We start from the raw sequence: 25,779 nt of genomic DNA, 5'->3' as shown, positions 1-25,779 counted from the left end.
CTGTTACTGCGTCGGGGCGACGGTCAGCGTGAGCTGCCTGCGGCCCACGCGGCCTTCCTTGTCGGTGGCCTCGATCTCGATGACATGGCTGCCGCTCGGGACGACGACCGAAGGTGCGTCGATCCCGGCGGGTGTGATGAACGGCTTGATCCGCTGGGTGATGTCGATCGGCGGCTGGCGCCGGTAGAAGACGCGCACGGTCGCGGGGTCGATCGGAACGCCGTTGCTCGGCATGAAGCGCACGGCGAGGCGGAAGGGCTTGCCGTCGACGCCCTTGTCCGGGGTCGGCAGGGTGTCGATGCCGGGGCCGCGCGTCAGGTTGCGCGTGCTGGCCGGGGTCTTGGCCGCGGCCGGCAGCCCGGCTTCCTCGCGGGTGATGAGGTGGACCGGGTCGGCGGCTTGTACCGCCGTCAGCATGGCGGCGGTGGCGAGAACGGCAGGCAGCATGTGCCGAGCGAGCACAGACTTCATCATCGTCCTATTTCACTCCCAGGATTGCGGCAATGAGACCGGCGATTGCCGAAATGGCGGTGCCGGCCATCAGGATGGTGGTTTCGATCGTCTTCAGCGTTTCCATCGGCACCTTGCCGTGGACGGCCTGCAGCCCCTTTCGCAGTTCCGGCAGCGAGACGAGGCCACGCGCGGTCAGCGCAGCCTGCGTCACGCGCAGCAACATCCCCGAGAACATGGAAGCGCCGATGCTCAGCGCGTAGAACGAAGTCTCGCGCCAGGCTGCCGGCCCTTGCGGAAGGAGCGGTATGTTGTCGTGCCAACTCAGCAACGCGTTCATGGTCCCGACAGAAAAAATCGCGAAAGCGATGGCAACGCCGATATCGAAGGCGATCAGGCGCGGGCGGAGGCCGAAATAGATCAGGCCCGTCAGGAAGGGGATCGCGATCGAGGACAGGCGCAGGGTCCAGAGCGGCAGGTCGAGCCAGAGGATCACCGCGCAATAGGCGAGCAGCAGCAAGACCAGGCCGAAAGGCAGCACCCAGAAGCGCCGGCGCGCGACCGGCAGGACGCGCGGCTCGGCTTCCCGCCAAGGCCCGGCAGGCTCGACGGCGGCAGCTCTTTGAGGTTCGGCCACCCAAGTGCGGGCCATTGCAGCGCGATCGTCCTCGGCGCTTTTCTCGAAGGCAGCGAGGCGCTGTTCCAGCGCGTCGAGACGATGCAGCAGCGGCAGCACGGGGGTGAGGTCCCGGCCGCAGCAGCGGCACGACAGCACGCCCCGATTGAGCGCGGCATCGCAGTAAGGGCAGACGAACTGGTCCTGCACGGAAATCTCGCGCCTGAAGGGGCAAGCCGCGCTCAAAGCCATATCTGATCCGCCAGATCAAGGTGTTTGGCGAAATTCCGTAAGGTAATATCGATGCAGGCCGCCGAATTTCCGGCTCGAATTCTACTTTCGTCTATATCTTGGCCTTGGTTGCCTTGAACGTCATCCGGTGCGGATTGTGTCCGAAGTTCTTCGGTTGCTGCACATCGGCGAAGCCCGCTTCACGGATCAGGGCCGTGATCGCGTCCGCGGTATAGGTCGAAAGGCCGTATTGCGCCCTGAGCTTGCGATAGTCCGAGAAGACGGTCCGGACGAGGCCGCCGAGGGCCGCCAGCAGGAAGCCGCCGCGCCAGGCGAAGGCGAGCAATTGCGAGGCGTCGGTCAGGGGGCTGACATCGGGCGGGATGATGTCGGCGACGACCAGTGCGCCACCCGGCTTCAGCCGGTCCCGCCAGATTTCGAGCAGCGCCTTCAGTTCGTCGCGCGAGAGATACTGGAGCAAGGAGTTGGCGACCACGAGGTCGAGCGAGGCCGGGGGCAGGGCCTCGACCTCTTCCGGTGAGACCACGACGATAGTGTCCTTGCGGCCGAACTGCGCGCGCAGCTTGTCGCGAACGGTCGGCGCCGCCTCGCAGAGATAGAGCCGCCCACAGGATGCGGCGACGCGGCCGGCATCCAGCGCCTCGCCGCAGCCATGGTCGAGGACGACGGCGTCGCCGGCCGGGATATGGGCGATGAGATCGGTCGCGATGGCGCGGTAATGCAGGGCCTTGTGGCGCGGCGAGACGTAGATCGAATGCTCGCCATTCCAGAAATCGCGCCAGGACATGTGTTCGGTCGAGCCTCGGGTTGCAGCGATGTTCGCGATGACTACGCATAAGCCGGGTGGCTCTGCAACAGCCGGGCTTTCGAGGCCGCGGCGTTTCGGCTTTAGTTGTCGCTTCGTCCGGATGTCGAATCGAGACGAGGAGCGCCCATGCTGCTGCTGCCGCGATTGCTCAAGCGGTTCGTCCGCCACGGTCGCCTGACGGTCATCACGCCCGACGGCAAGAAGCATGTCTTCGGCTCGGGGCCGGCGGAACTGCTCTTCGCGGGCGTCACGAAGATCGCGCCGGCCGTCACCGTGCGTTTCCACGACAACCGCGTCGAGCGCGAGCTCTTCCTCAATCCCGAGCTCGCCCTGGCCGAAGGCTATATGGATGGGCGGATCGATTTCGAGGAAGGCACGATCCACGACCTGCTGACGCTGTTCTGGCTGCAGCGCCGCGAGATGCGCAAGGACCCGTTGCAGCAGGCGATCCGCAAGGTGCGCTTCAAGATCCGGCGCTGGCGGATGCATAACCCGCTCGGCGTCGCCGGCAAAAAGGTCAAGCATCACTACGACATCCCGACCGATTTCTATCGGCTCTGGCTCGACGAGACGATGACCTATTCCTGCGCCTATTGGCACAGCCCCGATGTTGGGCTGGAGAACGCGCAGAAGGCGAAGCTCCGCCATCTCGCCGCCAAGCTCAGGATCGAGCCCGGCATGAGCGTGCTCGATATCGGCTCGGGCTGGGGCGAGCTTGCGATCTACCTCGCCAAGGCCTGCGGGGCGAAGGTGACCGGGCTCAATGTCTCGCCCGACCAGATGGCGGCGGCCTCGAGGCGGGCCGAGGCGGCCGGCGTTGGCGATGCCGTGACCTTCATCAACAAGGACTACCGCGAGCTGGGTGGTAAATTCGATCGCATCGTCTCGGTCGGCATGATGGAGCATGTCGGCGTCGCGCATTACGGCGAGTACTTCGGCGGGATTCGCGATCTGCTGACGCCGGACGGGATCGCGCTGGTCCACTGCATCGGCCGCGTCGGGCCGCCCGGCTTCACCGGGCCGTTCTTCGATAAATACATCTTCCCGGGCGGCTATGCGCCGGCACTCTCCGAGGTGTTTGCGGCGCAGGAGCAGACCGGCTTGTGGGCCTCCGACTGTGAGTTCTGGCGCCGCCACTATCATTGGACGCTGGAAGCCTGGCGCGAGCGCTTCATGGCCAAGCGCGACGAGGTCGTCGCGATGATGGGCGAGCGCTTCGCCCGGATGTGGGAATTCTACCTCTGCGCCTGCTCGATTTCCTTCGATATCGGCGGCGACATGGTGTTCCAGCTCCTGCTAGGCCAGCACAAGAGCGCCGTCCCGATCATCCGCGACTATATCGCGGATGACGAGAAGGCGCTGGAGGCGAGAGGGTTCTGATCAGCGCTTGAGGTTGACGACGACGACCCCGGCGAGCGCCATGGCGCCGCCGATCAGCCCGAAGATCGTGGGGATTTCCCCGAGCCAGAGGAAGCCGATCAGCATCGCCATCGGCGGCACGGCATACTGGAAATTCGAGGCGCGGGCGGCCGGCAGGCGCGAGAGGGTGATCGCCCAGGTGCCGTAGGCGATCAGGCTTGGCACCACCGCGAGATAGACCACCGACCAGAACGAAATCGCGGGGGCGACCTGTGCCTGCTCGATCGCCGAGGGCAGGAAGGGCAGCAGCACGAAGCCGCCGATCGCCATGTTCCACGCGGCGACATGGAGCGGCTTGTAGCGGGCGAAGAGCGGCTTCTGCACGACCGTGGTGATGGCGTTGCAGAAAGCGGCGCCGAGGATCAGCAGCACGCTGACGCCGATCTCGACATCGAGCCCCTTGCCGAGCGCGATCACGCCGATGCCCGCGAAGGAGATGGCCGTGCCGAGCCAGGCGGTGAGGCTGAAACGCTCGCCGAGGATCATCATGGCGAGCACGGCCGTCATGATCGGGTTGGTGTTGATGATGAAGGCGGCGGGACCGGCTGGCACGACGCGCTGGCCAAAATTCAGCAGCAGGGCGTAACCAGCGATGAAGATCACGCCGCCGACGAGGAAGCGCCAGATGTCGCCAAGCTCGGGCAGCTTCGCCCGCGTCGCGATGAGAAAGAGCGCGGCCGGACCACCGGCGAGCGCGAAGCGCAGCGCCGCCATTTCGGCCGGGCCGAAGCCGGCGAGGCCGGCGCGGATCGCCGGGAAGGAGGAGGCCCAGGCCATGACCGTGAAGGTCACGGTGAAGACCAGCGTCGGGTCGAGGCGCTGGCTGCCGGAGGCGGTCAGCGCGGGGGAGGCGCAGCTGGAGGAGGACATGGCGTCGATCCATCGATGACGAGAAGTTGCCCCCGATAAGCGCCTCGGCGAGCTGATTGACAAACGAACAATTCGCGCATGAGCTGTGATGATGGATCACAGCTCAAACCTGCCTCCGCTTGATACCCTGCGTGCCTTCGAGGCGGCTGCCCGCACCGGCAGCTTCTCGGCCGCCGCCGAGGCGCTGAACCTGACCCATGGCGCGGTGAGCCGGCAGATTGCCAAGCTCGAGCATTGGCTCGGCCTGCGCGTCTTCCTGCGGCAGGCGCGCGGCGTCTCGCTGACGCCGGAGGGGCAGCGCCTGCTCCAGCGCACGCAGGAGGCCTTCGCGCTGATCGCCGACAATTCCGAGCGCTGGCGCGAGGCGCGGGGTGCCTCGGTCGTGCGGGTCAGCGCGCCGCCTTCGGTCTGCGCGCTCTGGCTGATGCCGCGATTGGCCGTGCTGGAGGAGGGCACGCCCTCCCTGCGGATAGTGCTGCAGGTCGAGCATCGCAAGGTGGATTTCGAGGAGGAAGGTGTGGATCTCGGGATACGTTGCGGGCGCGGCGGTGCGCCGGATCGGCTCTCGCTCAAGCTGTTCGAGGAGTGGTGCTTTCCGATCGCCTCGCCGCAGCTTGCCGAAGTGATCGGGGAGGGCGCGCCGGAGCGCCTGCTGGCTCAGCCGTTGATCCACGACTCGGATGCTGCCGGCTGGAAAGCGTGGTTCGCGGCGCAGGGGCTGGACTATCGCCCGCGCCCGCAGGACCGGCGCTTCGAGGACTACAATCTCGTGCTGGATGCCGCCGCGCATGGGCTCGGCATCGCCTTGGCGCGTCCGCCGCTGGCACGCGAGCAACTGGCGGCAGGTCGGGTCGTTCGTGTGGATGAGCGCGAGGCGCTGAACCCGGTCTCCTACTGGCTCGACCGGCCGCTGGGCGCTCTTAGGCCGTCGGTGGCGGCTTTGGCTGAGCGGATCGCGCTGGAAGCGGGCGCCGATCGCGGAGAGATCGCGACGTTTGTCAGCCGGGAAGCCAGAGCGGCCTGACGTCTAGGTTCCGCGCAAGCTGTGCCTTGGCGCGGCGAACTCGCCGCGCTGGCTAGCGCGGGCCATCTCGAAACTGTCGGCGATGCGGCGCGCCCGGACGATGAAGGCCTGCGCGATATCGGGCGGGCAAACCTCGTGCGCGGTGATCTCGAACAGGTCGAGCCAGCGGTCGAAATGCTTGCCCTCGAGCGGCAGGATCAGATGCGGGCGCATCGGGCGGCCATCGTAGCGGCCGGTGCGCAGCATCACGCCGCTCCAGAAATCGGTGATCTTGCCGATATGGTGGTCCCAGTCCTCGACCGCCGCCTCGAAGACCGGGCCGATCAGCTTGTCCTCCCTCGCCCGCGCATAGAAGGTGCGGACGAGCTCCGCGATCATCGGCTCGCGCAGGTCGGGATGGGCGGCGCCCGGGTAGAGCAGGGGATTGTCGGTCATCGCAGGAGCATTCGTGTTTCCGGTATTCTCGTCGGTCAGGATCGCGAAGGCTAGGCCTGCGCGACCTCTGCGACCTTGTGAGGCAGGGAGGCGGACTGTGCGGTTTCGGCATGGCCATGTTCCAGGAACAGCCGCATCTCCTCCGCCAGCGCGAAGAAGCGGTCGCGCACTGCCTTGGCATGCGGATTGGCGCGCTCGATCGCCATGAAAACGTTCGGTGCGTCGTAGCGCACCATCTCGGTCGCCTGCATCAGGAGGTCGAAGCTCGCCGTGGTCATCGTCCGGGGCAGGGGTTCCATCCGGACCAGGATCTTGGCGATGAGATGGGTCAGGCCCTGCACCATCGCAACCTCGCGGTCATGTGCGTCCGCCGTGGTGACGATGACCTTCAGCTTGAGAACATGGCGCAGGAAGGCGGCGATCCGCGGCGTGCTTTTCCCTCTGATGGGGCACAGCGCGATCTTTAGGCCGGCGAGCCCGTCGCGGGCGCTCTGCGGGCCGAAGAGCGGGTGCGTGCCGATGATCTCGATATCGTCTGGCAGCGCTGCCTGCATGGCGCGGGCCGGGCCGATCTTGACCGAGCCGACATCGAGCACGATCGCGCCCGCCTTCAGATGCGGGCGCAAGGTCGTGATCGCCTCGGGGATGGCCGGGACGGGCACGGCGAGGATGACGAGATCGCAGGCGGCGACTTCAGCAGCGGTGGCAGGCTGCAAGCCTTTGCCGCTCGTATTGGCTGCGGGCGTGTTTACGGGATCACAGACGCGTAGCGCGAAATGCGGCTGGAGATGGCGGGCCATCAGGCGTCCGAAGGCGCCGAAACCCATGATGCCGATGGTGGAGATGGTTCTGATCTTGGAGGACATCGTTTTCGCTCGGTGGTGAGCCGCGATGCCGGGTGATCTGCCTGAATTCAACCGCCAGCGCGGCGGTTGAACATGGGAATGCCACCGCCTCTATGAGGACGGGGCGTAATAGCCGTGAAGGAAGGCGAGCAGGCTGATCATGGTTCGCTTAAAGCGCGCGAGGCCGGCGCTTGTCAATCGAGCGGGGGCGAATAGGCGGTCAGCGTCATCAGGCGATCCTCGATCGCGCCGACCATGTCGCCCTGCTCGATCTTGGTCACGCGCTTGATCTCGATCCATTCGGGATCGGCCATGAAGCTCGCCCAGGCCGCTGCCTTCGTCTCGGCATCGGGCCAGGCGAGGATATAGGCGAACTCGGTGCGGGCGGCGCTGGCCGTCTCCCACATCGCCATGATCCTGAAGCCGTGGCGCGCCATGATGCGGGCGGCATGGTCGCGGAAACGGGCATGGAAGGCCGCCTTGTTGCGCTCGAAGATCTCGTAGATGCGCAACTGGTGGATCATGCCCGTCTCCTTCGGCATAAGGACGGCCCTCAGGCCGCCTTCTTCGCCTTCTCGGCCGCCATCAGCTCGGTGAAGCGGATGAAAAGGTAGTGGCTGTCCTGCGGGCCGGGCGAGGCTTCCGGATGGTGCTGGACGCTGAAGGCCGGGCGGTCGGTGAGCGCGATGCCGCTGTTCGAGCCGTCGAAGAGAGAGACATGGGTCTCGACCGCATGCGCGGGCAGGCTCGCCGGATCGACCGCGAAGCCGTGGTTCATCGAGACGATCTCGACCTTGCCGGTGGTCTTGTCCTGAACCGGATGGTTGGCGCCGTGATGGCCCTGCTTCATCTTCATGGTCTGGCCGCCGATGGCGAGCGCCATCATCTGGTGCCCCAGGCAGATGCCGAAGGTCGGGACCTTCTTCTCGAGCAGTTCCTTGATCACCGGCACGGCATATTCGCCGGTCGCGGCGGGGTCGCCGGGGCCGTTGGAGAGGAAGATGCCGTCCGGATTGAGCGACAGGATATCGGCGGCGGTCGCGGTCGAGGGCACGACGGTGACGTCGCAGCCGGCTTTGGCGAGCAGGCGCAGGATATTGCGCTTCACGCCGTAGTCGATGGCGACGACCTTGAACTGGCTGCTGTCGCGCTTGCCGTAGCCGGCCGGCCAGATCCAGGGCGTCTCGTCCCAGTCATAGCGCTGCGCGGCGGTGACCAGCGGAACGAGGTCGAGGCCTGCCATCGAGGGCAGCGCGGCCGCCTGCTTCTTGAGGCGCTCGATGTCGAAGACGCCGTCCGGGCTATGGGCGAGGATGGCATTCGGCATGCCGTTGTCGCGGATCAGTGCGGTCAGCGCACGGGTGTCGACGCCGCATATGCCGACGATGTTGCGCGCCTTGAGCCAGGCGTCGAAATGCCGGTTGGCGCGCCAGCTTGAGGGCTCTGTGATGGCGGCATGGAGCACGCAGCCGCGCACGCCGGAGGAGGCGGCGGCGTTCACCGTCTCGGTATCCTCCTCGTTCACGCCGACATTGCCGACATGCGGGAAGGTGAAGGTGATGATCTGCCCGGCATAGGACGGGTCGGTCAGGATTTCCTGATAGCCGGTCATCGCCGTGTTGAAGCAGACCTCGCCCGGCGCCTCGCCGATGGCGCCGAGGCCGAAGCCTTCCAGCACCGTGCCGTCGGCCAGCACGAGGAGTGCGGTCGCGTGCGGTTCTGTCCAGCCGCCTGCGGCGGGGTTTCCTTCGGTGGCGGTCATGTCTATGTCTCGATCCAGGCCGCTCCAGCGGCAAAATGCGGGGGCGGGGCTGCAGCAATCCACTCCGCCGGTCTGGAACGCGAGCCTTAAAGAGCCGGGCCCGGCCCGTCAATCAAAGCCGGCGCAGGCCGCACAAAAGAAAAAGGAACAACGAGATGACGAGCCTGCGCGAGCGCTTCACGGCCGACATGAAGGAAGCGATGAAGGCCGGCGAAAAAGCCAAGGTCGCGGCGATCCGCCTGATCAGCGCCGCGCTGAAGGAAAAGGATATCGAGGCGCGCGGCGCCGGCAAGGGCGAGGCGACCGCCGACGAGATCCTCGGCGTGCTCCAGAAGATGATCAAGCAGCGCCAGGAATCGATCGCGATCTACGACGCCAATAACCGCCCGGAGCTGGCCGAGGGCGAGCGCGTCGAGGTCGCGGTGATCTCGGCCTATCTGCCGAAGCAAATGTCGGATGACGAGGTGAAGGCCGCGATCGATAAGGCTGTGACTGATACCGGCGCGACCGCCGTCAAGGACATGGGCAAGGTCATCGGCGTCCTGCGCGCGGCCTATGCCGGCCAGATGGATTTCGGCAAGGTCAGCCCGATGGTGAAGGCCGCGCTCGGCGGCTGAGCGTCTCGCGGCGACCGCCTTTCGAGGTCACCCGCCATCACTGTGAATCACGGTTGAAAGCCAGCTGCCGGCGCGATCGGCGGTTGGCTTTCGGCTTCTGCAGGTCCACATAAGGTCGATGAAATTCCCGCCCTCCGTCCTTGATGAGATCAAGGCGCGGCTGCCTGTCTCGGCGGTCGTGGGCAAGCGCGTGCGCCTGCAGAAGGCCGGTCGCGAATGGAAGGGGCTCTCGCCTTTCAACGCCGAGAAGACGGCCTCCTTCTTCGTCAACGACCAGAAAGCCTCGTTCTTCGATTTCTCATCCGGCAAGAACGGCGACATCTTCAAGTTCGTGATGGAGACCGAAGGGCTCTCCTTCCCGGAGGCCGTCGAGAAGCTCGCGGCCGAGGCCGGCGTCATCCTGCCGAAGATCACGGCGGAGGCGCAGGTCCAGGAGGAGAAACGCAAGGGGCTGCACGAGGTCGTGGAGCTCGCGGCGCAGTTCTTCGAGGCTGAACTGATGGGCGATCGCGGCGGCGGCGCCCGGCGTTATCTCGCGACGCGCGGCCTCGACGGCGAGGCGCGCACGCGCTTCCGCCTCGGCTACGGTCCGGTCGATCGGTTCGCGTTGCGCGACCATCTGGCGGGGAAGGGCGTTCCGGCCGAACTGATGATGGAGGCGGGGTTGCTCGTGCATGGCGAGGAGATCGCCGTGCCCTATGACCGTTTCCGCGACAGGGTGATGTTTCCGATCCATGATTCCCGCGGGCGGGTCATCGCCTTCGGCGGGCGGGCCATGAGCTCGGAGGTCGCGGCGAAATACCTGAACTCGCCGGAGACGCCGCTCTTCCACAAGGGCTCGCTGCTGTTCAACCATCATAACGCCCGCAAGGCGTCGCACGACACCGGGCAGGTCGTCGTGGTCGAGGGCTATGTCGACGTCATCGCGATGTCCCTGTCGGGCTTCCCGCAGACGGTGGCGCCGCTCGGCACGGCGCTCACCGAGGACCAGCTCGGCCTGCTCTGGCGCATGGCCGACGAGCCGGTGATCTGCCTCGACGGTGACAAGGCCGGCCGCAAGGCGGCGAGCCGGGCGATCGACCTGGCCTTGCCGATGCTGGAGCCGGGCAAGTCGCTTTCCTTCGCCCTGCTGCCAGACGGGCAGGACCCGGACGACCTCGCTCGCTCGGGCGGGCGGCAGGCGATCGCGGAGGTGGTCACGGCAGCGCGCCCGCTGGTCGACATGCTCTGGCAGCGCGAGGTCGAGGCCGGTCCGCTCGACACGCCGGAGCGCCGCGCCGCCTTCGAGCGGCGGCTGAAGGAACCGCTCGGGCAGATCCGCGACGAGACCACGCGCAAGCATTATCGTCGCGAGATGGACGAGCGGCTGGGGCAGCTCTTCGCCAGCACCGCGCCGGCGCGACAGGAGCGTGGCGGCGGAGGTGGAAATTTTCAGCGCAACCGGGGCGGATCGCCTCAGCGCGGCGGGTTCGGTCGGCAGGTGCCCCCCTGGCTTGCCGGTCCGCTGAAGGCTTCGAGCGCGGTGACACAGTCACGCATGCTGGCGAAGCTGCGCGGCGAGGACCAGCGCGAGGCCTTCATCCTGCTGGCGCTGGCGAGCCATCCCGATCTCATCCTGCGCTGCGCCGACGAGATCGCAGAGCTTTCGCTGGACGGGACCGCGGCCGAGCGTTTCCGGCAGGCGCTGCTCGATTCCGTCGAGGGCACGCTCGATCGCGAGGTGCTGGCGAATCGCCTGGCGCAGCCGCGGGTTCGGGAAGCGCAGGGCCACCTGATGGCGGTCACAGGGCCGGCCGAGCGATTAAAACTCGCGCAAGACGCTGATCCTGAATCGGTTTTCGACTCGATTCATCAGGCTCTCGTCTTGCATCATCGCGCGCGAACGCTAAATAGCGAGTTGAGAGCAGCCGAGCGCGCCTTGGCTGACGACGCGACCGAAGCCAATTTCGCCTGGATCAAGGACGTCAAGGCCCGCCTCGAGACGATCGAGGGTACCGAGGCCATGTCCGAGGATTGATCACCCAGCGATTGGTGGACGCGGGTCCATGCGCGCAAGCTGTCGGGTGGTTCACGATTCGTCAACGACGTCTGGTGCCATCTGCGAGCAATGATTTGGGTGGGTGAGCGCGCCGGACCTGCGGTCGCGCCGCCCTTTTATGCGTCGGTATATGGCTTTCTCGGTCATGGCCGGCGCGAGTGCGGAGCGCTGATTGATGGCGACTAAAGCGAGCGAACGGGAAAAGACCGATCAGGTCGTGCCGGATGCCCCCCCGACGACCGATGGCCCGTTGCTCGACCTGACTGATCAGGCCGTAAGGCGGATGATCAAGCTCGCCAAGAAGCGCGGCTATGTCACTTATGACGAACTGAACGAGGTGCTGCCTTCGGAGGAATTCTCCTCCGAGCAGATCGAGGACGTGCTCGGCCAGCTCAGCGAGCAGGGCATCAACGTCGTCGACAACGAGGACCCGGAAGCCGCCGGCGAGGAGCGCGCTGCCCGCAAGGATGGCGGCGCCGACGAGGAAGAGCCTGAGGGCGGCGACATGGTCGACGCCTCGCGCCAGACCCTGCCGGTCGAGACCAAGCGCAATCTCGAGCCGACCGAGCGCACCGACGATCCCGTCCGCATGTATCTGCGCGAGATGGGCTCGGTCGAATTGCTCTCGCGCGAGGGCGAGATCGCGATCGCCAAGCGCATCGAGGCCGGCCGCGAGGCGATGATCGCGGGCCTCTGCGAGAGCCCGCTGACGTTCCAGGCCATCATCATCTGGCGTGACGAACTCGTCGACGGCAAGGTGCTGCTGCGCGACATCATCGATCTCGAAGCCACCTATGCCGGCCCCGACGGCAAGAACCCCGCCGTCGCCGGCGAGGAAGAGGCCGAGGAAAGCGAGCAGGCCGAGACTCCGGAGGGCGAGACCCCGCCGGACATGGACGACGACGACATGGAGAACAACGTGTCGCTCTCGGCCATGGAGGCCGAGCTCAAGCCGCGCGTGCTCGAAACCTTCAACGCCATCGCCGACGACTACAAGAAGCTGCGCCGCCTGCAGGACCAGGACATCGCGAACCGGCTGGAGAACACCAAGCTCTCGCCGTCGCAGGACCGCAAGTACAAGAAGCTCAAGGACGACATCATCACCGCGGTGAAGTCGCTCTCGCTCAACAACAACCGCATCGAGGCGCTGGTCGAGCAGCTCTACGACATCAACAAGCGCCTGATCGGCCATGAGACGCGCCTGCTGCGCCTCGCCGAGAGCTATGGCGTCGGCCGTGAGGACTTCCTGAAGCAGCATGTCGGCGGCGAGCTCGACCCGAAATGGGTCCTGCGCGTCTCCAAGCTCGGCTCGCGCGGCTGGAAGGAATTCGTCGCGGCGGAGCTGGAGCGCATCAAGCAGTTGCGCGAGGAGGTGCACACGCTCGCCTCCGAGACCGGCCTGGAGATCCAGGAATTCCGCAAGATCGTGCTGATGGTCCAGAAGGGCGAGCGCGAGGCCCGTCAGGCGAAGAAGGAGATGATCGAGGCGAACCTGCGTCTCGTGATCTCGATCGCCAAGAAGTACACGAACCGCGGCCTGCAGTTCCTCGACCTGATCCAGGAAGGCAACATCGGCCTGATGAAGGCGGTCGACAAGTTCGAGTACCGTCGGGGCTACAAGTTCTCGACCTACGCGACCTGGTGGATCCGGCAAGCGATCACCCGTTCGATCGCCGACCAGGCCCGCACGATCCGCATCCCCGTCCACATGATCGAGACGATCAACAAGATCGTGCGGACCTCGCGCCAGATGCTGCACGAGATCGGCCGCGAGCCGACCCCGGAGGAGCTGGCCGAGAAGCTGGCCATGCCGCTGGAGAAGGTGCGCAAGGTCCTGAAGATCGCCAAGGAGCCGATCTCGCTCGAGACGCCGATCGGCGACGAGGAAGACAGCCATCTCGGCGACTTCATCGAGGACAAGAACGCGATCCTGCCGATCGACGCCGCGATTCAGTCGAACCTGCGGGAGACGACGACCCGCGTGCTGGCCTCGCTGACGCCGCGCGAGGAGCGCGTGCTGCGCATGCGCTTCGGCATCGGCATGAACACCGACCACACGCTCGAAGAGGTCGGCCAGCAGTTCAGCGTCACCCGCGAGCGCATCCGCCAGATCGAGGCCAAGGCGCTGCGCAAGCTGAAGCATCCGAGCCGCTCCCGGAAGCTGCGAAGCTTCCTCGACAACTGAGATAAAAAGAAGGGCGCCATCGGCGCCCTTCTTCGTTTCCCGCTCGACTTTGGTCAGCTCAGAGCGTTCGCGCCAGCGTGACCAGTTGCTCCCAGGCCGCGCCCCAGCCGTCGTGGAAGCCCATCTCCTCATGCTGCTGCTTGCCGGCGGCGTCCTTGTGATAGGCGCGGGCGATGTAGAGCGTGCCGGTCGCCGTCGGCTCGATCGTGACCGAGGCGGTCATGAAGCCGCCCTCGATCGGGCGGAAGCCCGGGCCGAGCGCGTCGGTGAAGAGCAGGAAAGTTTCCGGCACAACCGCCAGAACGCAGCCGTTATTGTCGTGCTTCTCGCCGTTCGGCCCTTCCATCACCGTGTGGAACTTGCCGCCGGGACGCAGGTCGAGCTCGCAGGCGGTCGTCTTCCAGGGCGCCGGGGTGAACCACTGCATCAGCAGCTTCGGCTCGGTCCAGGCACGCCAGACCAGGCGGGGCGGCACATCCGTCTCGCGCCGCAATTCGAGGTCGAGCGCCGGGTCGAAGGCGGTCGCATGCGTATCGGTCATCCGTTGTCCTCCTGATTTTTCAGTTGCAGCACCAGCCGGTCGAGCTGGTCGAGACGCCTGGTCCAGAGCGTGCGTTGCGCCTCCAGCCAATGCTCGGCCGCGGCGAGCGGTTCCGCCCGCAGGGTGCAGGTGCGCACCCGGCCGGCCTTGCGGGTGGCGACGAGGCCGCAATCCTCGAGCACCTTGAGATGCTGCAGGAAGCTCGGCAGCGCCATCTCGAAGGGCTTCGCCAGTTCGCTGACGGAGGCCGGCCCACGGCCGAGCGCCTGGACGACCGCCCGGCGCGTCGGATCGGACAGCGCGCGGAAGGTGTCGTCGAGGGCAGGCTGGGTTGCGACCATGCTCCTCGATAGCGTGCCGATAATACTTAGGTCAATACCTAAGTTTTGAGGGCTGCTGACACGGCCTTGATCTTCGCTGCGGGAGAGGGCTTCCTGCGCATCACGTTTTTGGAGGCACCATGTCCCCTGAATTCCTGCTGACCTCGCTCATCATCGTCGCTTCGCCTGGAACGGGCGCGATCTACACGATCGCCGCCGGGCTGACGCGCGGTTCGCGGGCGAGCGTGCTCGCGGCCTTCGCCTGCACGCTCGGGATCGTGCCGCATCTGATCGCGGCGATGATGGGGATCGCGGCACTGCTGCATGCCAGCGCGCTCGCCTTCGCCATCGTGAAATATGCCGGCGTCGCCTATCTGCTCTACATGGCCTGGCAGACGCTCCGGGAGCATGGCGCGCTCAAGGTCGAAACCACCGCGGATGCGCGCTCGGCCTGGCTGGTGCTGCGCGACGGGCTGGCGCTCAACCTGCTCAACCCCAAGCTCTCGATCTTCTTCGTCGCCTTCCTGCCGCAGTTCATCGCGGCGAACGAGGCAAGCCCGATGGCGCGCATGCTGGAGCTTTCCGGCGTGTTCATGGCGATGACCTTCATCGTCTTCGCGCTCTACGGGCTGTTTGCCGCGGCGATGCGCGACAAGGTCATCGGCCGCCCAGTGGTGATGGCCTGGCTCAGGCGCAGCTTCGCCGCAGCCTTCGTCGCGCTCGGCGCCAAGCTCGCGCTGACCGAGCGCTGATGGCGCGGCAGACGATCCTGAGCGTCGAGACGCGCGGGCCGGGGCTCTACGAGTTCACCGACCGGGCGGTTGCCTTCGTGAAGGCGAGTGGCGAGGCGAGCGGATTGCTGACGCTGTTCGTGCGCCATACCTCCTGCTCGCTGCTGATCCAGGAGAATGCCGATCCGGATGTACGCCGCGATCTCGATGCGTTTTTCCGCAGGCTGGTGCCACCGGCGGACGATCTGGCGATGGCCTATCTCGTCCATCGCGATGAGGGGCCGGACGACATGCCGGCCCATATCAAGGCGGCGCTGACGCCGGTTTCGCTCTCGATTCCCGTGATGGGCGGGCGCCTCGCGCTCGGCACCTGGCAGGGCATCTATCTGTTCGAGCATCGCCAGCGGCCGCATCGGCGCGAGGTCGCCCTCCATCTCTCCGTGTGAGATCAGGCCGGCGGCGCGACCACGAGGGCGACGAGGCGCCGGACGACCGGCAGGACCAGGAGCAGCGTGGGGAAGGCCACGACCCAGGACAAGGCCCAGGAGGCTGGCCAGGTCTGGAGGAACGCGGTGGTCGGGCCGAGGGCCTTCAGTGTCGAGATGCCGGAGACGACGAAGGTCATCAGCACGGACAGGAAGAACGGCATCACCACGCCGGCGTAGCGGGCGGGGAGGCGAGGGTAGGCAGAGCTGGACATAGATAAATCAGGCTTTCGCAAGGGGCAGGCTGGTCGGACGCATCCGAGACGGCCTATGCCGAATGGATGCGTTGCCTGACGTGAGACGCTTACGAACGGGACCAGAGCCCGATGGGGGCTTCCATACCGAACGACCTCGCTGCTGCCAAGGGCTTCTATTGCGCCGCGAAGTGTTCTGGAGTCGGCAGGGGCTCCCAGGCCTCGCCGGAGCCGATCAGGCAACTCCTCCGGGTGGGGACGGTGGCGAGCAGGGTCCAACTGCCATTGGCCCCGACATAGAGCTCAAAGAGGACGCCGCTCTCGGCCAACCCGCTGCCGATCATGCGTTCGCCGAAGGTGTCGCGCAGCTGGCCGACGACATGGTTGCGATCGGCGCAGGGCGGGCCGCGCGGCGAGGGGGACTGGGCGAGTACGGACGTCGCCAGCGTCGCGCCGGCCACGCCCGCGATCATCAGGAATTTGCCGAGTGTCATGACCACCTCCCTGTCCGGAGGCAGCCGCTGGAGCGGCAGGATATCGGGAAGCCTTGCGGCTGCCCTGAACATTATCAATGTGGGAAGCGGCGAAACGCCGTTCAAGCGGTAGACCGACGATGGGGTTTGCTCGATCAGGCGAAACAGCGCTCCCCTTGGCGCGGTTCCTGCCCTATACCGGGCCGCAAGCAATGCGGAGGCACCATGTCTTTCTTCAAGTCGCTGTTCGGGGGGCGCAAGCCGGCCGAGGACAAGCCTGCTGGCCCGGTCAAGACGATCGAGCACAATGGTTTCACGATCCATGCCACGCCCTACCAAGAGGCGGGCCAGTACCAGCTTTGCGGCGTCATCGAGAAGGTCGTCGATGGCGAGACGAAGAGCCATCGTTTCATCCGGGCCGACCGCTTTCCCGGACAGGCCGAGGCCGCCGACTTCACCCTGGTAAAGGGCCAGCAGATCGTCGACATGGAAGGCGACCGCATCTTCCGCTGAGCGGCTTATGCCGGGTGCCTGCCGCTGGCGCGCGGCAGGGCTGCCCCGCAGGCGCTTGCCCGGCGGATTCCAGTCGCTAAAGCTGCCCGGAGAAGAGCCATCTCCCAAGATATGGCCGCCGAGGAAGCATGTCCCAGGACGCCGACCGCTACCAACCCGATTCTTCCTATGCCTGGCTGAGGCTTGCCGTCGCATTGCTGGTCGGCACGATCGCCTGCGTCGGTTCCTGGTCGGTGGTCGTCGTGCTGCCGGCGATGCAGGGCGAGTTCGATACGCTGCGGGCCGGGGCCTCGCTGCCCTATACCTTCGCCATGCTCGGCTTCGGCGCCGGCAACATCATCATGGGCCGGGTCGCGGACCGCTACGGCATCATGGTGCCGATCGTGATGGGCGCCTTCCTGCTGGCGGCGGGCTATGCCGCAGCGGCGATGTCGCATTCGCTCTGGCAGTTCGCACTCGCGCATGGGTTGCTGATCGGCATGGGCAGCGCCGCCGGCTTCTCGCCGCTGATCTCGGATCTGTCGCACTGGTTCCGCAAGCATCGCGGCCTTGCCGTGGTCTGCGGTGCCTCCGGCAGCTATCTCGCCGGCGTGTTCTGGCCGCAGATCATCACCTGGGGTGTCGCCAACCATGGCTGGCGCGCGACCCATTTCGGCATCGCCGTCGTCACGCTGGTGGTGCTGCTGCCGCTCGCGCCGTTCTTCCGACGCCAGCCGACCGCCGCGACCATGGCCGCGGCGGAGGCCAGCAGCGCCGGGGCGCGCGGCGATCTCGGCCTCAGCGCCGGCCAGCTCCAGCTCCTGCTCTGCGTCGCGGGCTTTGCCTGTTGCGTCGCCATGGCGATGCCGCAGGTTCATATCGTCGCCTATTGCGGGGATCTCGGTTACGGCGTGGCGCGCGGCGCCGAGATGCTGTCGCTGATGATGCTGCTCGGCATCGTCAGCCGCATCGGCTCCGGCTTCGTCGCGGACCGGATCGGCGGCGCGGCGACGCTGGCGCTGGGCTCGCTGATGCAGGGCGTGGCGCTGTTCCTCTATCTCTGGTTCGACGGCCTGCAGTCGCTCTATGTCGTCAGCGGCATCTTCGGCCTGTTCCAGGGCGGCATCGTGCCGATGTATGCCGTCGTCATCCGCGAGTATCTGCCGGCCAAGCAGGCCGGCATCCGGATCGGGCTGGTGATGTCTGTGACCGTGCTCGGCATGGCCTTCGGCGGCTATCTCTCAGGCGTGATCTTCGACTATTTCAGCTCGTACCGGATGGCCTTCCTCAACGGGCTCGCCTGGAACCTCGTCAATCTCAGCATCGTCTGCTGGCTGATGCTGCGGGCCCGGCGGTCGATGCCGCCACTTCAGGTCGCGGGCTAGATCGTCGCGCGCCCGGCCGGACGCGATCGTGGCGATCTAGCTTTTTGTGGTCGCATCGGATTCTTCCGAAAAGTGCATTCCACTTTTCGGTCCGATGCGTCAGGCAGGCCGATAGGTGCCGAAGCACCAGACGTGGCCTTCGGGGTCCTTGCAGATGAAGTCGCGGCTGCCATAGGGCTGGTCGGTCGGCTCCATGCAGATCTGGGCGCCGGCTTTGCGAGCGCGTTCACAGCGGGCGTCGATATCGTCGGTGGCGATATAGGGTGAGGCGGTGGTGCCGCCGAGCTCGGCCGGGCGCGAGACCAGCTTGCCGAATTCGTTGCCCTCGGACGAACCGAGCATGACGAAGCTCGCACCCATCCTGAGTTCGCCATGGAGGAGCGTCCTGCCGTCCTCCGAATAATAGGCAGCGTGCTTCTCGAAACCGAAGGCCTCGATCAGCCAGTCATACATCCGCGGCGCATCGGCATAGCGCAGCGAGATGATGATCACGGGCTCGGGTTTGGACGCATTGGCGCTGGGCATGGCATGAATCCCTGTTCGCGAGGCTTGCCGCGATTGTCGGCGAGATGGCCGGGCAGTGCAAAGCGCCCGCTTGCGTGTCCACCAAGGCGCCAGCATCATCGGCTGAGCGGATTCCCCGCCTGCCTGAAGGACGCCCATGAGCCCTGCCACTGACGGACCCGAGGAAGCGCCGCGCGGGACGCTGACCGTGCGCACCATCGCCATGCCGGGCGATACCAACGCCAATGGCGACATCTTCGGCGGCTGGGTGATGTCGCGGATGGACCAGGCGGGCGGCATCGCAGGCGTCGACCAGGCGCAGGGGCGCGTCGTCACCATCGCGGTCGAGGCGATGACCTTCATCCGGCCGGTCAAGGTCGGCGACGTGCTGAGCGTCTATACCGAGATCGAATCCATCGGGCGGACCTCGATGAAGATCCATGTCGAGGCCTGGGCCAAGCGCTTCCGCACGACGCTGCACGAGAAGGTCACCGACGCCACCTTCACCTTCGTGGCGATCGACGAGGAGGGTCGACCCCGGCCGGTGCCGAGAGGATCGGCCTGAATATTCGGTCCGATCCTCTCGGCTGTTTGATTGTGTATCGGCTTTTCGAAAAAACCGCGCTCCACTTTTCGGGCCGATGCTCCCCCAGAAGGTTGACGGGATTTAACCTCCCCTAACGTCAGATGAATCCCGCGACTGCCGGAGTGATTCAAAAGAATCCACTTTTAAGCGTTCTTTAAGCGCAATTGGACGATGCTGCGCTCCAGACCGGGGGTACGCCTCGGCCGGGGGACTTCCATGGCCTTTCGACGCTGCATGCGGACCCAACCGCCTGGCTCATATGCCGGGGGAGGGAGGGGATTCGCGCATCAGTCTGATGATCGAGGCCGGTTCAGGGTGAACCTGAGCGGGGAATTCTTCCCGTTTTCCGAGCTCCTCTCCAGCGTTGCGTGAATTCCGGAGTACGACTTCATGACGAAAGCCAAGCCCGCGCGTGAGGGCAAGCCGCTGCGGATCGGTATCGCGCCACGCATCTACGCCGCTCTTGGTGTGATGACGGCCTTGACCATCGTCTCATCCTCGGTCGCCTGGTTCTCCTATAACAGCGTCGACCATACGGTCGACGACCTGGTCGGTCAGAAGATGCCCGTCGTGGAACTCGCGCTCGAGCTCTCGCAGGCGGCGACGCAGTCGACTGCACTGGCGGCGCGCTTCAGCGAAGTATCGACCCTCCAGCAGCGCGCGGCCCTGACCGGCGAGCTCGACAGCGTCGAGGCGCGCCAGCTGGAGCTGCTGCGGCGCATCGCCGAGCAGGGCAAGGTCGACAAGTCCAAGCCGCAATCGGCGATCGACGACCTGGCGCGGCAGATCAACGACATCAACGACCTGACGGGAGAGCGGCTGCGCAACGCCGCCGACACCGCCACTGCGCTGGCCGCTCTGTCCAAGGCCCGCGAAGGTTTCAGCGCCATGGCCGATTTCGAGACGGCCGACGCCCAGTTCAACGTCAAGATGAACATCACCAGCGCGGCGCAGCTCAGCGGCGCCGAATTCGATGCCGCCCTGTCCAAGGTGCTGGACAAGGATCTGTCCTCGCTCCAGACCGCCCAGGCGCTCCAGCTCCAGATCAGCGAGACCGTCGGCCTGCTGCGCGAGATCTCCCAGGTCGACAGCACCGAGAAGCTCGAGTTCGCCAAGTCGCGCCTGAAGGCCCAGCTCGGCCAGGTTCGCGGCCTCCTCACGGCGGCGGACATGCTGCAGGCCAACCCGGCGCGCGGGCAGGCGGTCAGCGCCGTGACCGATCTCGGCGAGGGCGCCAGCGGCCTGGTTGCCATCCGCGAGCGCGATCTTGCGACGCAAGCCGCCATCGTTGCCGGGCTGAAGAATCTCGACCAGGCGGCGCAGAAGGTCCGCCGCGAAGTCGGCGAGCTGGTGACGGCTGCCCGTGGTGGCGCCATCGCCGGGCGCGACTCGACCAAGGCCCTGATCGAGCGGAGTGAGCTCACGCTCGCCGCCATCGGCATCGGCGCGCTGCTGATCGCGCTCGCACTGTCCTTCTTCTTCGTCCGCCCGATGATCATCGGGCGCCTCAACCGGCTCTGGGCTGCCACCCGTGCGATCGCCGATGGCGCGCTGGAGACGGTGGTCGACACCAAGGGCAATGACGAGATCTCCGACATCTCGAAGAGCGTGCTGCTGTTCCGCGACAATGCGGTGGCGCTGCGCGTCGCGGAGCTCGCCAAGGTCGAGGACGAGGCGCGGGCGCAGGAGCAGCGCCGCGAGATGATGCGCGAGCTGGGCGAGGCCTTCGGCGTCGTCGTCGCGGCCGCCGCGGCCGGCGACTTCACTCAGCGCGTCGCCGCGCAGTTCGCCGACCCCGAGCTCAATGCGCTCGCCGGTTCGGTCAACACGCTGCTGGAGACGGTCCAGACCGGCCTGCTGGAGACCTGCGACGTGCTCGCCGAGCTCTCGGCCGGCCATCTCTCGACCCGGATCGAGGGGATGTATCAGGGTGCCTTCGCCGAACTCAAGGACGGCACCAATGCGCTGGCCGAAGAGTTCGAGAGCACGCTCGCCCGCCTGGCCGAGACCGTTACCGCCGTCCGCAGCGCAACCAGCGAGATCCTCGACGGCGTGACCGATCTCGCCGAGCGCACCAGCGAGGAGAGCAATGCCGTCTCGATGGCGACCAACCAGCTCGGCGCCTTCGCCGGCACCGTGAAGAAGACCGCGAGCGAGGCCGCCCAGGCGACCGGCATGGCGCAGGGCGCGGAAGAGCGCGCGCAGCAGGGCGAGAAGGTCGTGGCCTCGGCGCTGGAAGCGATGCAGCGCATCCGTCAGTCCTCGAGCAAGATTTCCGAGGTCATCGCGATGATCGACGAGATCGCCTTCCAGACCAACCTGCTGGCGCTCAATGCAGCGGTCGAGGCGGCGCGTGCCGGCGATGCCGGCAAAGGCTTCGCGGTGGTCGCGACCGAGGTGCGCAGCCTCGCCAAGCGCTCGGCCGATGCCTCGAACGACGTCAAGAAGCTGGTCGAGGCGGCGCATGGCGACGTCAAGGTCGGCGTCGGCCTGGTCGAGGAAACCTCCGCGATGTTCGGCGCGATCGTCTCCTCGGTGAACGAGCTGACCGGGCTGATGAACGGCATCTCGCAGACCGCCCGCAACCAGGCGAGCGACGTCTCGGCGATCAACACCGAGATCGACGGCATCGGCACGATGGCGCACCAGAACGCCGCGCTGGTCGAGGAGACCAACGCTGCGCTCGCCCTGACGGACGAGCAGACGCGGGCGCTGACTGAGCATATCGGCCGCTTCACCTTCCGGCAGAGCCAAGCGGCCGAGCATGACGAACGCGAGGTCCCCGCCGCGGCATGACGCGCGCGATTGGAGCGATCCCGTTCCCATGAACCCAACAGGGCCTCCCGGTCGACCGGGAGGCCCTTTCGATTCCGGCCGCATGTGCCTTGCTTGCCGGGCGGCGGCGATGCTAGGCGAAGAGCGGGCCGGTAGCTCAATGGTTAGAGCTCGCTGCTCATAACAGCGCCGGTGCCGGTTCGAGTCCGGCCCGGCCCACCATCTTTTTCCCAACCATTTGATTTCGCTTCCTTGCCAGTCGGTGCCGTCAGCGATTGGCGTCGAGCCGCGGTGCCGCTCTCCAGAGCACGGCCGCTCCCAGCAGGGCGGCGCCGATCGAGGCGGCGAAGACCGCGATCTTGGCGGCGGCGAAATCGCCGGGATCGGCGAAGGCTTGGCCGGCGATGAACAGCGACATGGTGAAGCCGATGCCGGCAAGTGCGCTCGCGCCGGCAAGCTGCAGCCAGGAATACTCCGCCGGCTTCACCGCGACGCCGAGGCGGACGGCCAGTGCGGTGGCGCCGAGCATGCCGAGCGGCTTGCCGAGCACGAGCCCTGCCACGATCGCGAGCAGCAGCATCCCGCGGCCTTCGAGGACATCGGGCGCGATGACGACGCCGGCATTGGCGAGAGCGAAGAGCGGCAGCACCAGATAGCTCGAGCGGGCGCCGGCATGGCGGAGCAGGCGGTCGGCCGGCGATTCCAGGCGATCGTGGATCGCGTCGAGCGCGCGCAGGGCCGGGGTCGAGGGGCCGTGCCGCAGGACCTCGGCACCATGGGCCGCTTCCGCCAGCATGATCGAATTGGCCTGGGCGGTGAGCGCGGTGAGATCGGCTGGCGGGCGCGTCGGAATGAACAGCGCCAGCACGACGCCGGCCAGCGTCGCATGCAAGCCCCCGGCATAGACGCAGAGCCAGAGCGCGATGCCGATCAGCGCATAGGGCGCGACGCGATAGATATGCGAGCGGTTGAGCGCTGCAAGCCCGCCCGTCAGGATCAGCGCGGCCAGCAGGTAACCGAGCTGGAGCTTGCCCGAATAGAACAGCGCCACCACGATGATCGCGCCGATATCGTCGACGATGGCGGCGGCGGTGAGGAAGATGCGCAGCTCGATCGGCACCCGCGAGCCCATCATGACGATGATCGCGATCGCGAAGGCCGTGTCGGTCGCCATCGGCACGCCCCAGCCATGCGACCAGGGCCCGCCGGGCAGGACGAGCATATAGAGCGCCGCCGGCACCACCATGCCGCCGACCGCGCCGGCGATCGGCAGCGCGGCGGAGCGCCGCCCGGCGAGATGCCCGACGGTGAACTCGCGCTTGATCTCCAGTCCGACGACCAGGAAGAAGATCGTCAGCAGGCCGTCATTGACCCAGTGCTGGAGCGACATCCCGAAGCGGGCATCGCCGAAGGACAGCGCCAGCTCGCGATGCCAGAACGCCTCGAAGCCCGGCCCCAGCGGCGAATTGGTCAGTGCGATCGCGAGGATCGTCGCGAGCAGGAGCAGGATGCCGGCCGAGGGCCCCCAGCTGGCGAAATCGAGTGCTGCGGCCCGGAAACGGTGGCCGAGCGTCCCCAGCATCGCATCGAGGAAGGAGCTTTCATCCCAGGGGCCATCATAACGCCGCTCGTTGATGAAGAAGCTCGGAGTGAAGCGCACGCCGCTGGCATGGGAGCTGGCGATGTCGGCTTCGACGCGTGCCGCGGCCCGCTGCGCGTCGGTGGCGTCGTGCTCGGGGTCGATATCCGCAAGGCCGAGATCGCGCGCGACCGCCTCAAGATCCTCTTCGGTCAGCACCTGGGAGCGGGTCATCAGCTTGACATGCGCGTCCCAGAACTGCTCGGCGGTCGCTGCGCGTTCGACGAGGGCGGCGGCGCGCAGCGCGATGTCGCTGCCGGTCAGGGGCCGATGGCGGAAGACGTAGCGCAGGCGCTCGCCAAGCTGGTCGCGGACCTCGGCAATGCGCTCATTGGCGGCGCGGCAATAGGGGCAGGCATAGCTGCCATATTCAACGAGCGTGATCTGGGCGAGGCCGGGGCCGAGGATGTGATCGATCCTATCATCGACCGAGCGGTCGAGGCGGTTGGCAATCGCGGCCTCGGACATCCCCGTGGTCCCCTTCCTTCGACGAAAGCCGCCCGCCGCCTGGGTGCGGCCTTCCGGGCAAACCGATCCTGCCCATGGTAGCCACAATCGGGAAGATGCGTCAGCATCGGGTTTGGCCGCGCCGGCCGTCGGTCGGGCCGTCGGGCGCGAGGGAGCAACGATGACACGCCTTCTGGGAATTTCCGGCAGCCTGAGACAGGCGTCTTTCAATACCGGCCTGCTGCGGGCCGCAACGGAGCTCACGCTGGACGGCGCGACCCTGCTGGCCGGCAGCATCGAGGGCATTCCGCTCTATAACGGCGACGACGAGCGGGAGCAGGGGATCCCGCCCGCGGTGCAGGCGCTGAAGCAGCAACTGGCGGCGGCCGATGGCCTCCTGCTGTTCACGCCGGAATACAACAACTCATTGCCGGGCGTGTTCAAGAACGCGATCGACTGGCTGACGCGGCCGGCCTCCGATATCGGACCGCTGTTCGGCGGCAAGCCGGTCGCCGTGCTCGGCGCCTCTCCGGGTGGCTTCGGGACGATCCTGGCACAGGATGCCTGGCTGCCGGTGCTGCGCACCCTCGGGACCCGGCCCTGGTTCGAGGGCCGGCTGATGGTGTCGCGGGCGCAGAGCGTCTTCGATGCCGAGGGCAACCTGACCGACGAGACCACGCGCCAGCGTCTCGCGCAGTTCATCGCGGGTTTCGCCGCCTTCGCTGCCGGGCGCTGAGCCGCTGTCAGGAAGCGCGGCGCGAAAGCCAGTTCGCGGCCAGGTCGATCGACGGCATCAGGGCTGGACGGCTGATCGAGGTGCTGCCGGATTGGGCACCGCGATGAACGATCGAGACCCAGGAGCGTGATGGCTTGAGGGCTCATACGCTCCTGGGCCGGGTGTGGCGCGCGTCCGCTCGGGACGCGCGGGATCAGGCGAGCGGCTTGAGGTTGGCCTCGATCCGCGCCCGCTGCGCCTCGAGGAAGGGCGGCAGCGCCAGTCGCTCGCCGAGCGTTTCCAGCGGCTCATCGACCGCGAAGCCCGGTCCATCGGTGGCGATCTCGAACAGGTTGCCACCCGGCTCGCGGAAATAGAGCGAACGGAAATAGTAGCGCTCGACTTCGCCGCTGGAGGGAACCCGGTTTTCAGCCAGGCGACGGGACCACGCGTTCATGCCTTCGAGATCCGGAGTCCGGAAGGCGACGTGATGGACGCCACCCGCACCCTGTCGAGCGATGGGCAGGCCAGGCTGGACCGCAACGTGCAACTCCGCGGCCGGGCCACCTTCGCCCATCGTGAAGACATGCACCTCGCCTGCGCCGTCGGGCGAGGCGTAGCTGCGTTCGCGGCGCATGTTCATGACCTGCGTCAGCACGGCTTCGGTCGGACCGAGGTCGGGCACGCTGATCGTGATCGGACCGAGCCCCCGGATCTGGTGTTCTGCCGGGACGGGGCTGCCCGACCAGGCATGAGCTTCGCCGGCGCCACCGTCGTCGATGAAGCGCAGACGCTGCCCTTCCGGGTCTTCGGCGTCGAAGGACGCCCTGCCGTCCAGCAGCGCCACGTCGGTTTTGGCGTAGCCGCCGGCCGAAAGGCGCTCGTGCCAGAAATTCAGCGCGGTCTCGCCGGCGACGCGCAATCCTGTGCGCGAGATCGCATGCGTGCCGCGCCGTTCGGGCGCTGCCGGCCAGTCGAAGAAGGTGATGTCGGTGCCCGGGCTCGCCTGCCCGTCGGCGTAGAACAGGTGATAGGCCGAGGTATCGTCCTGGTTCACCGTCTTCTTGACGAGGCGCAGGCCGAGTGTGTCGGTGTAGAAGCGCTTGTTGCCGGGTGCGTCGGCGGTGATCGCCGTCAGATGATGGATACCGCTGAGTTGAAGAGCCATGAT

General features: G+C 66.6%; 27 protein-coding genes and 1 tRNA gene. 13 read left to right on the top strand and 15 right to left on the bottom strand.

The features are described from left to right. Positions 1–3 precede the first annotated feature (3 nt). The 3 genes from ASE61_RS18150 to ASE61_RS18140 all read right to left on the bottom strand — a co-directional run bounded on the left by ASE61_RS18150 (position 4) and on the right by ASE61_RS18140 (position 2,105). Positions 4–447, bottom strand: a complete 444-nt coding sequence (locus tag ASE61_RS18150) for a hypothetical protein (protein ID WP_061969300.1) — start codon at positions 445–447, stop codon at positions 4–6. Between the two features lie 31 nt (positions 448–478). After that, the gene (locus ASE61_RS18145; protein WP_061969298.1) at positions 479–1,318 is read right to left on the bottom strand and encodes a hypothetical protein; all 840 of its coding nucleotides are present in this window, start codon (positions 1,316–1,318) and stop codon (positions 479–481) included. Positions 1,319–1,409: 91 nt separating this feature from the next. Beyond that, positions 1,410–2,105, bottom strand: a complete 696-nt coding sequence (locus tag ASE61_RS18140) for a class I SAM-dependent methyltransferase (protein ID WP_061969296.1) — start codon at positions 2,103–2,105, stop codon at positions 1,410–1,412. A gap of 147 nt (positions 2,106–2,252) precedes the next feature. On the opposite strand from ASE61_RS18140, the gene ASE61_RS18135 reads away from it, so the two are divergent. Beyond that, positions 2,253–3,506 (top strand): SAM-dependent methyltransferase, encoded by a 1,254-nt coding sequence (locus ASE61_RS18135; RefSeq protein ID WP_061969294.1) that lies wholly within the window; start codon positions 2,253–2,255, stop codon positions 3,504–3,506. Here ASE61_RS18135 and ASE61_RS18130 read toward each other — a convergent pair whose 3' ends face one another. Further along, entirely contained in the window at positions 3,507–4,415 is a 909-nt protein-coding gene (locus ASE61_RS18130; protein ID WP_061969292.1) for a DMT family transporter, read from the bottom strand. A gap of 91 nt (positions 4,416–4,506) precedes the next feature. On the opposite strand from ASE61_RS18130, the gene ASE61_RS18125 reads away from it, so the two are divergent. Beyond that, a complete protein-coding gene (locus ASE61_RS18125; RefSeq protein ID WP_061970233.1) occupies positions 4,507–5,439 on the top strand; it encodes a LysR substrate-binding domain-containing protein in 933 nt (310 codons plus the stop codon). Between the two features lie 3 nt (positions 5,440–5,442). Here the strand turns inward: ASE61_RS18125 and ASE61_RS18120 are convergent, their stop codons facing one another. The 4 genes from ASE61_RS18120 to carA all read right to left on the bottom strand — a co-directional run bounded on the left by ASE61_RS18120 (position 5,443) and on the right by carA (position 8,481). After that, the gene (locus tag ASE61_RS18120) at positions 5,443–5,874 is read right to left on the bottom strand and encodes a group III truncated hemoglobin (RefSeq protein ID WP_061969290.1); all 432 of its coding nucleotides are present in this window, start codon (positions 5,872–5,874) and stop codon (positions 5,443–5,445) included. 50 nt (positions 5,875–5,924) lie between these two features. Further along, on the bottom strand, positions 5,925–6,740 hold the full coding sequence (locus tag ASE61_RS18115) for a prephenate dehydrogenase (RefSeq protein ID WP_061969287.1): 816 nt from the start codon (positions 6,738–6,740) through the stop codon (positions 5,925–5,927). 173 nt (positions 6,741–6,913) lie between these two features. Beyond that, positions 6,914–7,243: an NIPSNAP family protein gene (locus ASE61_RS18110; protein WP_061970231.1), complete on the bottom strand. Its 330-nt coding sequence runs from the start codon at positions 7,241–7,243 to the stop codon at positions 6,914–6,916. Positions 7,244–7,272: 29 nt separating this feature from the next. Continuing rightward, positions 7,273–8,481: a glutamine-hydrolyzing carbamoyl-phosphate synthase small subunit gene (gene carA / locus ASE61_RS18105; protein ID WP_061969285.1), complete on the bottom strand. Its 1,209-nt coding sequence runs from the start codon at positions 8,479–8,481 to the stop codon at positions 7,273–7,275. Positions 8,482–8,636: 155 nt separating this feature from the next. Here carA and ASE61_RS18100 point away from each other — a divergent pair, with 155 nt between their 5' ends. The 3 genes from ASE61_RS18100 to rpoD all read left to right on the top strand — a co-directional run bounded on the left by ASE61_RS18100 (position 8,637) and on the right by rpoD (position 13,321). Next, complete coding sequence (locus tag ASE61_RS18100; protein WP_061969282.1) at positions 8,637–9,098, top strand: GatB/YqeY domain-containing protein; 462 nt, start codon at positions 8,637–8,639, stop codon at positions 9,096–9,098. A 118-nt stretch (positions 9,099–9,216) separates the two neighbouring features. Then, entirely contained in the window at positions 9,217–11,115 is a 1,899-nt protein-coding gene (dnaG, locus tag ASE61_RS18095) for a DNA primase (RefSeq protein WP_061969280.1), read from the top strand. 196 nt (positions 11,116–11,311) lie between these two features. Further along, positions 11,312–13,321: an RNA polymerase sigma factor RpoD gene (rpoD, locus tag ASE61_RS18090; RefSeq protein ID WP_061969278.1), complete on the top strand. Its 2,010-nt coding sequence runs from the start codon at positions 11,312–11,314 to the stop codon at positions 13,319–13,321. A gap of 58 nt (positions 13,322–13,379) precedes the next feature. Here the strand turns inward: rpoD and ASE61_RS18085 are convergent, their stop codons facing one another. Together ASE61_RS18085 and ASE61_RS18080 are read right to left on the bottom strand one after the other, a co-directional pair. After that, positions 13,380–13,862: an SRPBCC family protein gene (locus ASE61_RS18085; RefSeq protein WP_061969276.1), complete on the bottom strand. Its 483-nt coding sequence runs from the start codon at positions 13,860–13,862 to the stop codon at positions 13,380–13,382. Then, complete coding sequence (locus tag ASE61_RS18080) at positions 13,859–14,203, bottom strand: ArsR/SmtB family transcription factor (protein ID WP_061969274.1); 345 nt, start codon at positions 14,201–14,203, stop codon at positions 13,859–13,861. The genes ASE61_RS18085 and ASE61_RS18080 overlap by 4 nt, the downstream gene beginning before the upstream one ends. Before the next feature lie 119 nt (positions 14,204–14,322). Between ASE61_RS18080 and ASE61_RS18075 the strand changes: the two genes are divergently transcribed. Continuing rightward, a complete protein-coding gene (locus ASE61_RS18075) occupies positions 14,323–14,934 on the top strand; it encodes a LysE family translocator (protein WP_061969272.1) in 612 nt (203 codons plus the stop codon). Further along, positions 14,934–15,359: a secondary thiamine-phosphate synthase enzyme YjbQ gene (locus tag ASE61_RS18070; RefSeq protein ID WP_061969270.1), complete on the top strand. Its 426-nt coding sequence runs from the start codon at positions 14,934–14,936 to the stop codon at positions 15,357–15,359. Before ASE61_RS18075 ends, ASE61_RS18070 begins: the two co-directional genes overlap by 1 nt. 2 nt (positions 15,360–15,361) lie before the next feature. Here ASE61_RS18070 and ASE61_RS18065 read toward each other — a convergent pair whose 3' ends face one another. Beyond that, complete coding sequence (locus tag ASE61_RS18065; RefSeq protein ID WP_061969267.1) at positions 15,362–15,613, bottom strand: DUF2798 domain-containing protein; 252 nt, start codon at positions 15,611–15,613, stop codon at positions 15,362–15,364. Between the two features lie 155 nt (positions 15,614–15,768). Further along, complete coding sequence (locus ASE61_RS18060) at positions 15,769–16,086, bottom strand: hypothetical protein (protein ID WP_156407148.1); 318 nt, start codon at positions 16,084–16,086, stop codon at positions 15,769–15,771. A gap of 204 nt (positions 16,087–16,290) precedes the next feature. On the opposite strand from ASE61_RS18060, the gene ASE61_RS18055 reads away from it, so the two are divergent. Further along, positions 16,291–16,578, top strand: coding sequence for an HlyU family transcriptional regulator (locus ASE61_RS18055; protein ID WP_061969263.1), 288 nt, complete (start codon positions 16,291–16,293; stop codon positions 16,576–16,578). A 128-nt stretch (positions 16,579–16,706) separates the two neighbouring features. Further along, positions 16,707–17,942 carry an MFS transporter gene (locus ASE61_RS18050; protein WP_061969261.1) on the top strand — a complete coding sequence of 412 codons (1,236 nt, stop codon included), beginning with the start codon at positions 16,707–16,709 and terminating at the stop codon, positions 17,940–17,942. Between the two features lie 99 nt (positions 17,943–18,041). On the opposite strand, the gene ASE61_RS18045 is transcribed toward ASE61_RS18050, so the two are convergent. Next, the gene (locus ASE61_RS18045) at positions 18,042–18,467 is read right to left on the bottom strand and encodes a VOC family protein (protein ID WP_061969259.1); all 426 of its coding nucleotides are present in this window, start codon (positions 18,465–18,467) and stop codon (positions 18,042–18,044) included. A 136-nt stretch (positions 18,468–18,603) separates the two neighbouring features. Here ASE61_RS18045 and ASE61_RS18040 point away from each other — a divergent pair, with 136 nt between their 5' ends. From ASE61_RS18040 to ASE61_RS18030, 3 genes are all read left to right on the top strand, one after another. Further along, entirely contained in the window at positions 18,604–19,011 is a 408-nt protein-coding gene (locus ASE61_RS18040) for an acyl-CoA thioesterase (RefSeq protein ID WP_061969257.1), read from the top strand. A gap of 411 nt (positions 19,012–19,422) precedes the next feature. After that, positions 19,423–21,828 (top strand): methyl-accepting chemotaxis protein, encoded by a 2,406-nt coding sequence (locus ASE61_RS18035; RefSeq protein WP_061969255.1) that lies wholly within the window; start codon positions 19,423–19,425, stop codon positions 21,826–21,828. 125 nt (positions 21,829–21,953) lie between these two features. Then, positions 21,954–22,029 (top strand) — tRNA-Ile (locus ASE61_RS18030). 46 nt (positions 22,030–22,075) lie between these two features. On the opposite strand, the gene nhaA is transcribed toward ASE61_RS18030, so the two are convergent. Beyond that, entirely contained in the window at positions 22,076–23,914 is a 1,839-nt protein-coding gene (gene nhaA, locus ASE61_RS18025; RefSeq protein ID WP_061969252.1) for a Na+/H+ antiporter NhaA, read from the bottom strand. A gap of 160 nt (positions 23,915–24,074) precedes the next feature. Here nhaA and ASE61_RS18020 point away from each other — a divergent pair, with 160 nt between their 5' ends. Continuing rightward, a complete protein-coding gene (locus ASE61_RS18020; RefSeq protein ID WP_061970229.1) occupies positions 24,075–24,629 on the top strand; it encodes an NADPH-dependent FMN reductase in 555 nt (184 codons plus the stop codon). Between the two features lie 193 nt (positions 24,630–24,822). Here the strand turns inward: ASE61_RS18020 and ASE61_RS18015 are convergent, their stop codons facing one another. Then, positions 24,823–25,776: a ring-cleaving dioxygenase gene (locus ASE61_RS18015; RefSeq protein ID WP_061969250.1), complete on the bottom strand. Its 954-nt coding sequence runs from the start codon at positions 25,774–25,776 to the stop codon at positions 24,823–24,825. Positions 25,777–25,779 lie beyond the last annotated feature (3 nt).

It is taken from the genome of Allobosea sp. Root670, assembly GCF_001429415.1.
In the GTDB taxonomy this organism is placed as follows: Bacteria; Pseudomonadota; Alphaproteobacteria; order Rhizobiales; family Beijerinckiaceae; genus Allobosea; species Allobosea robiniae.
Note: the sequence above shows the minus strand (reverse complement) of the source record. Positions and strands in the feature narration are given on the sequence as shown.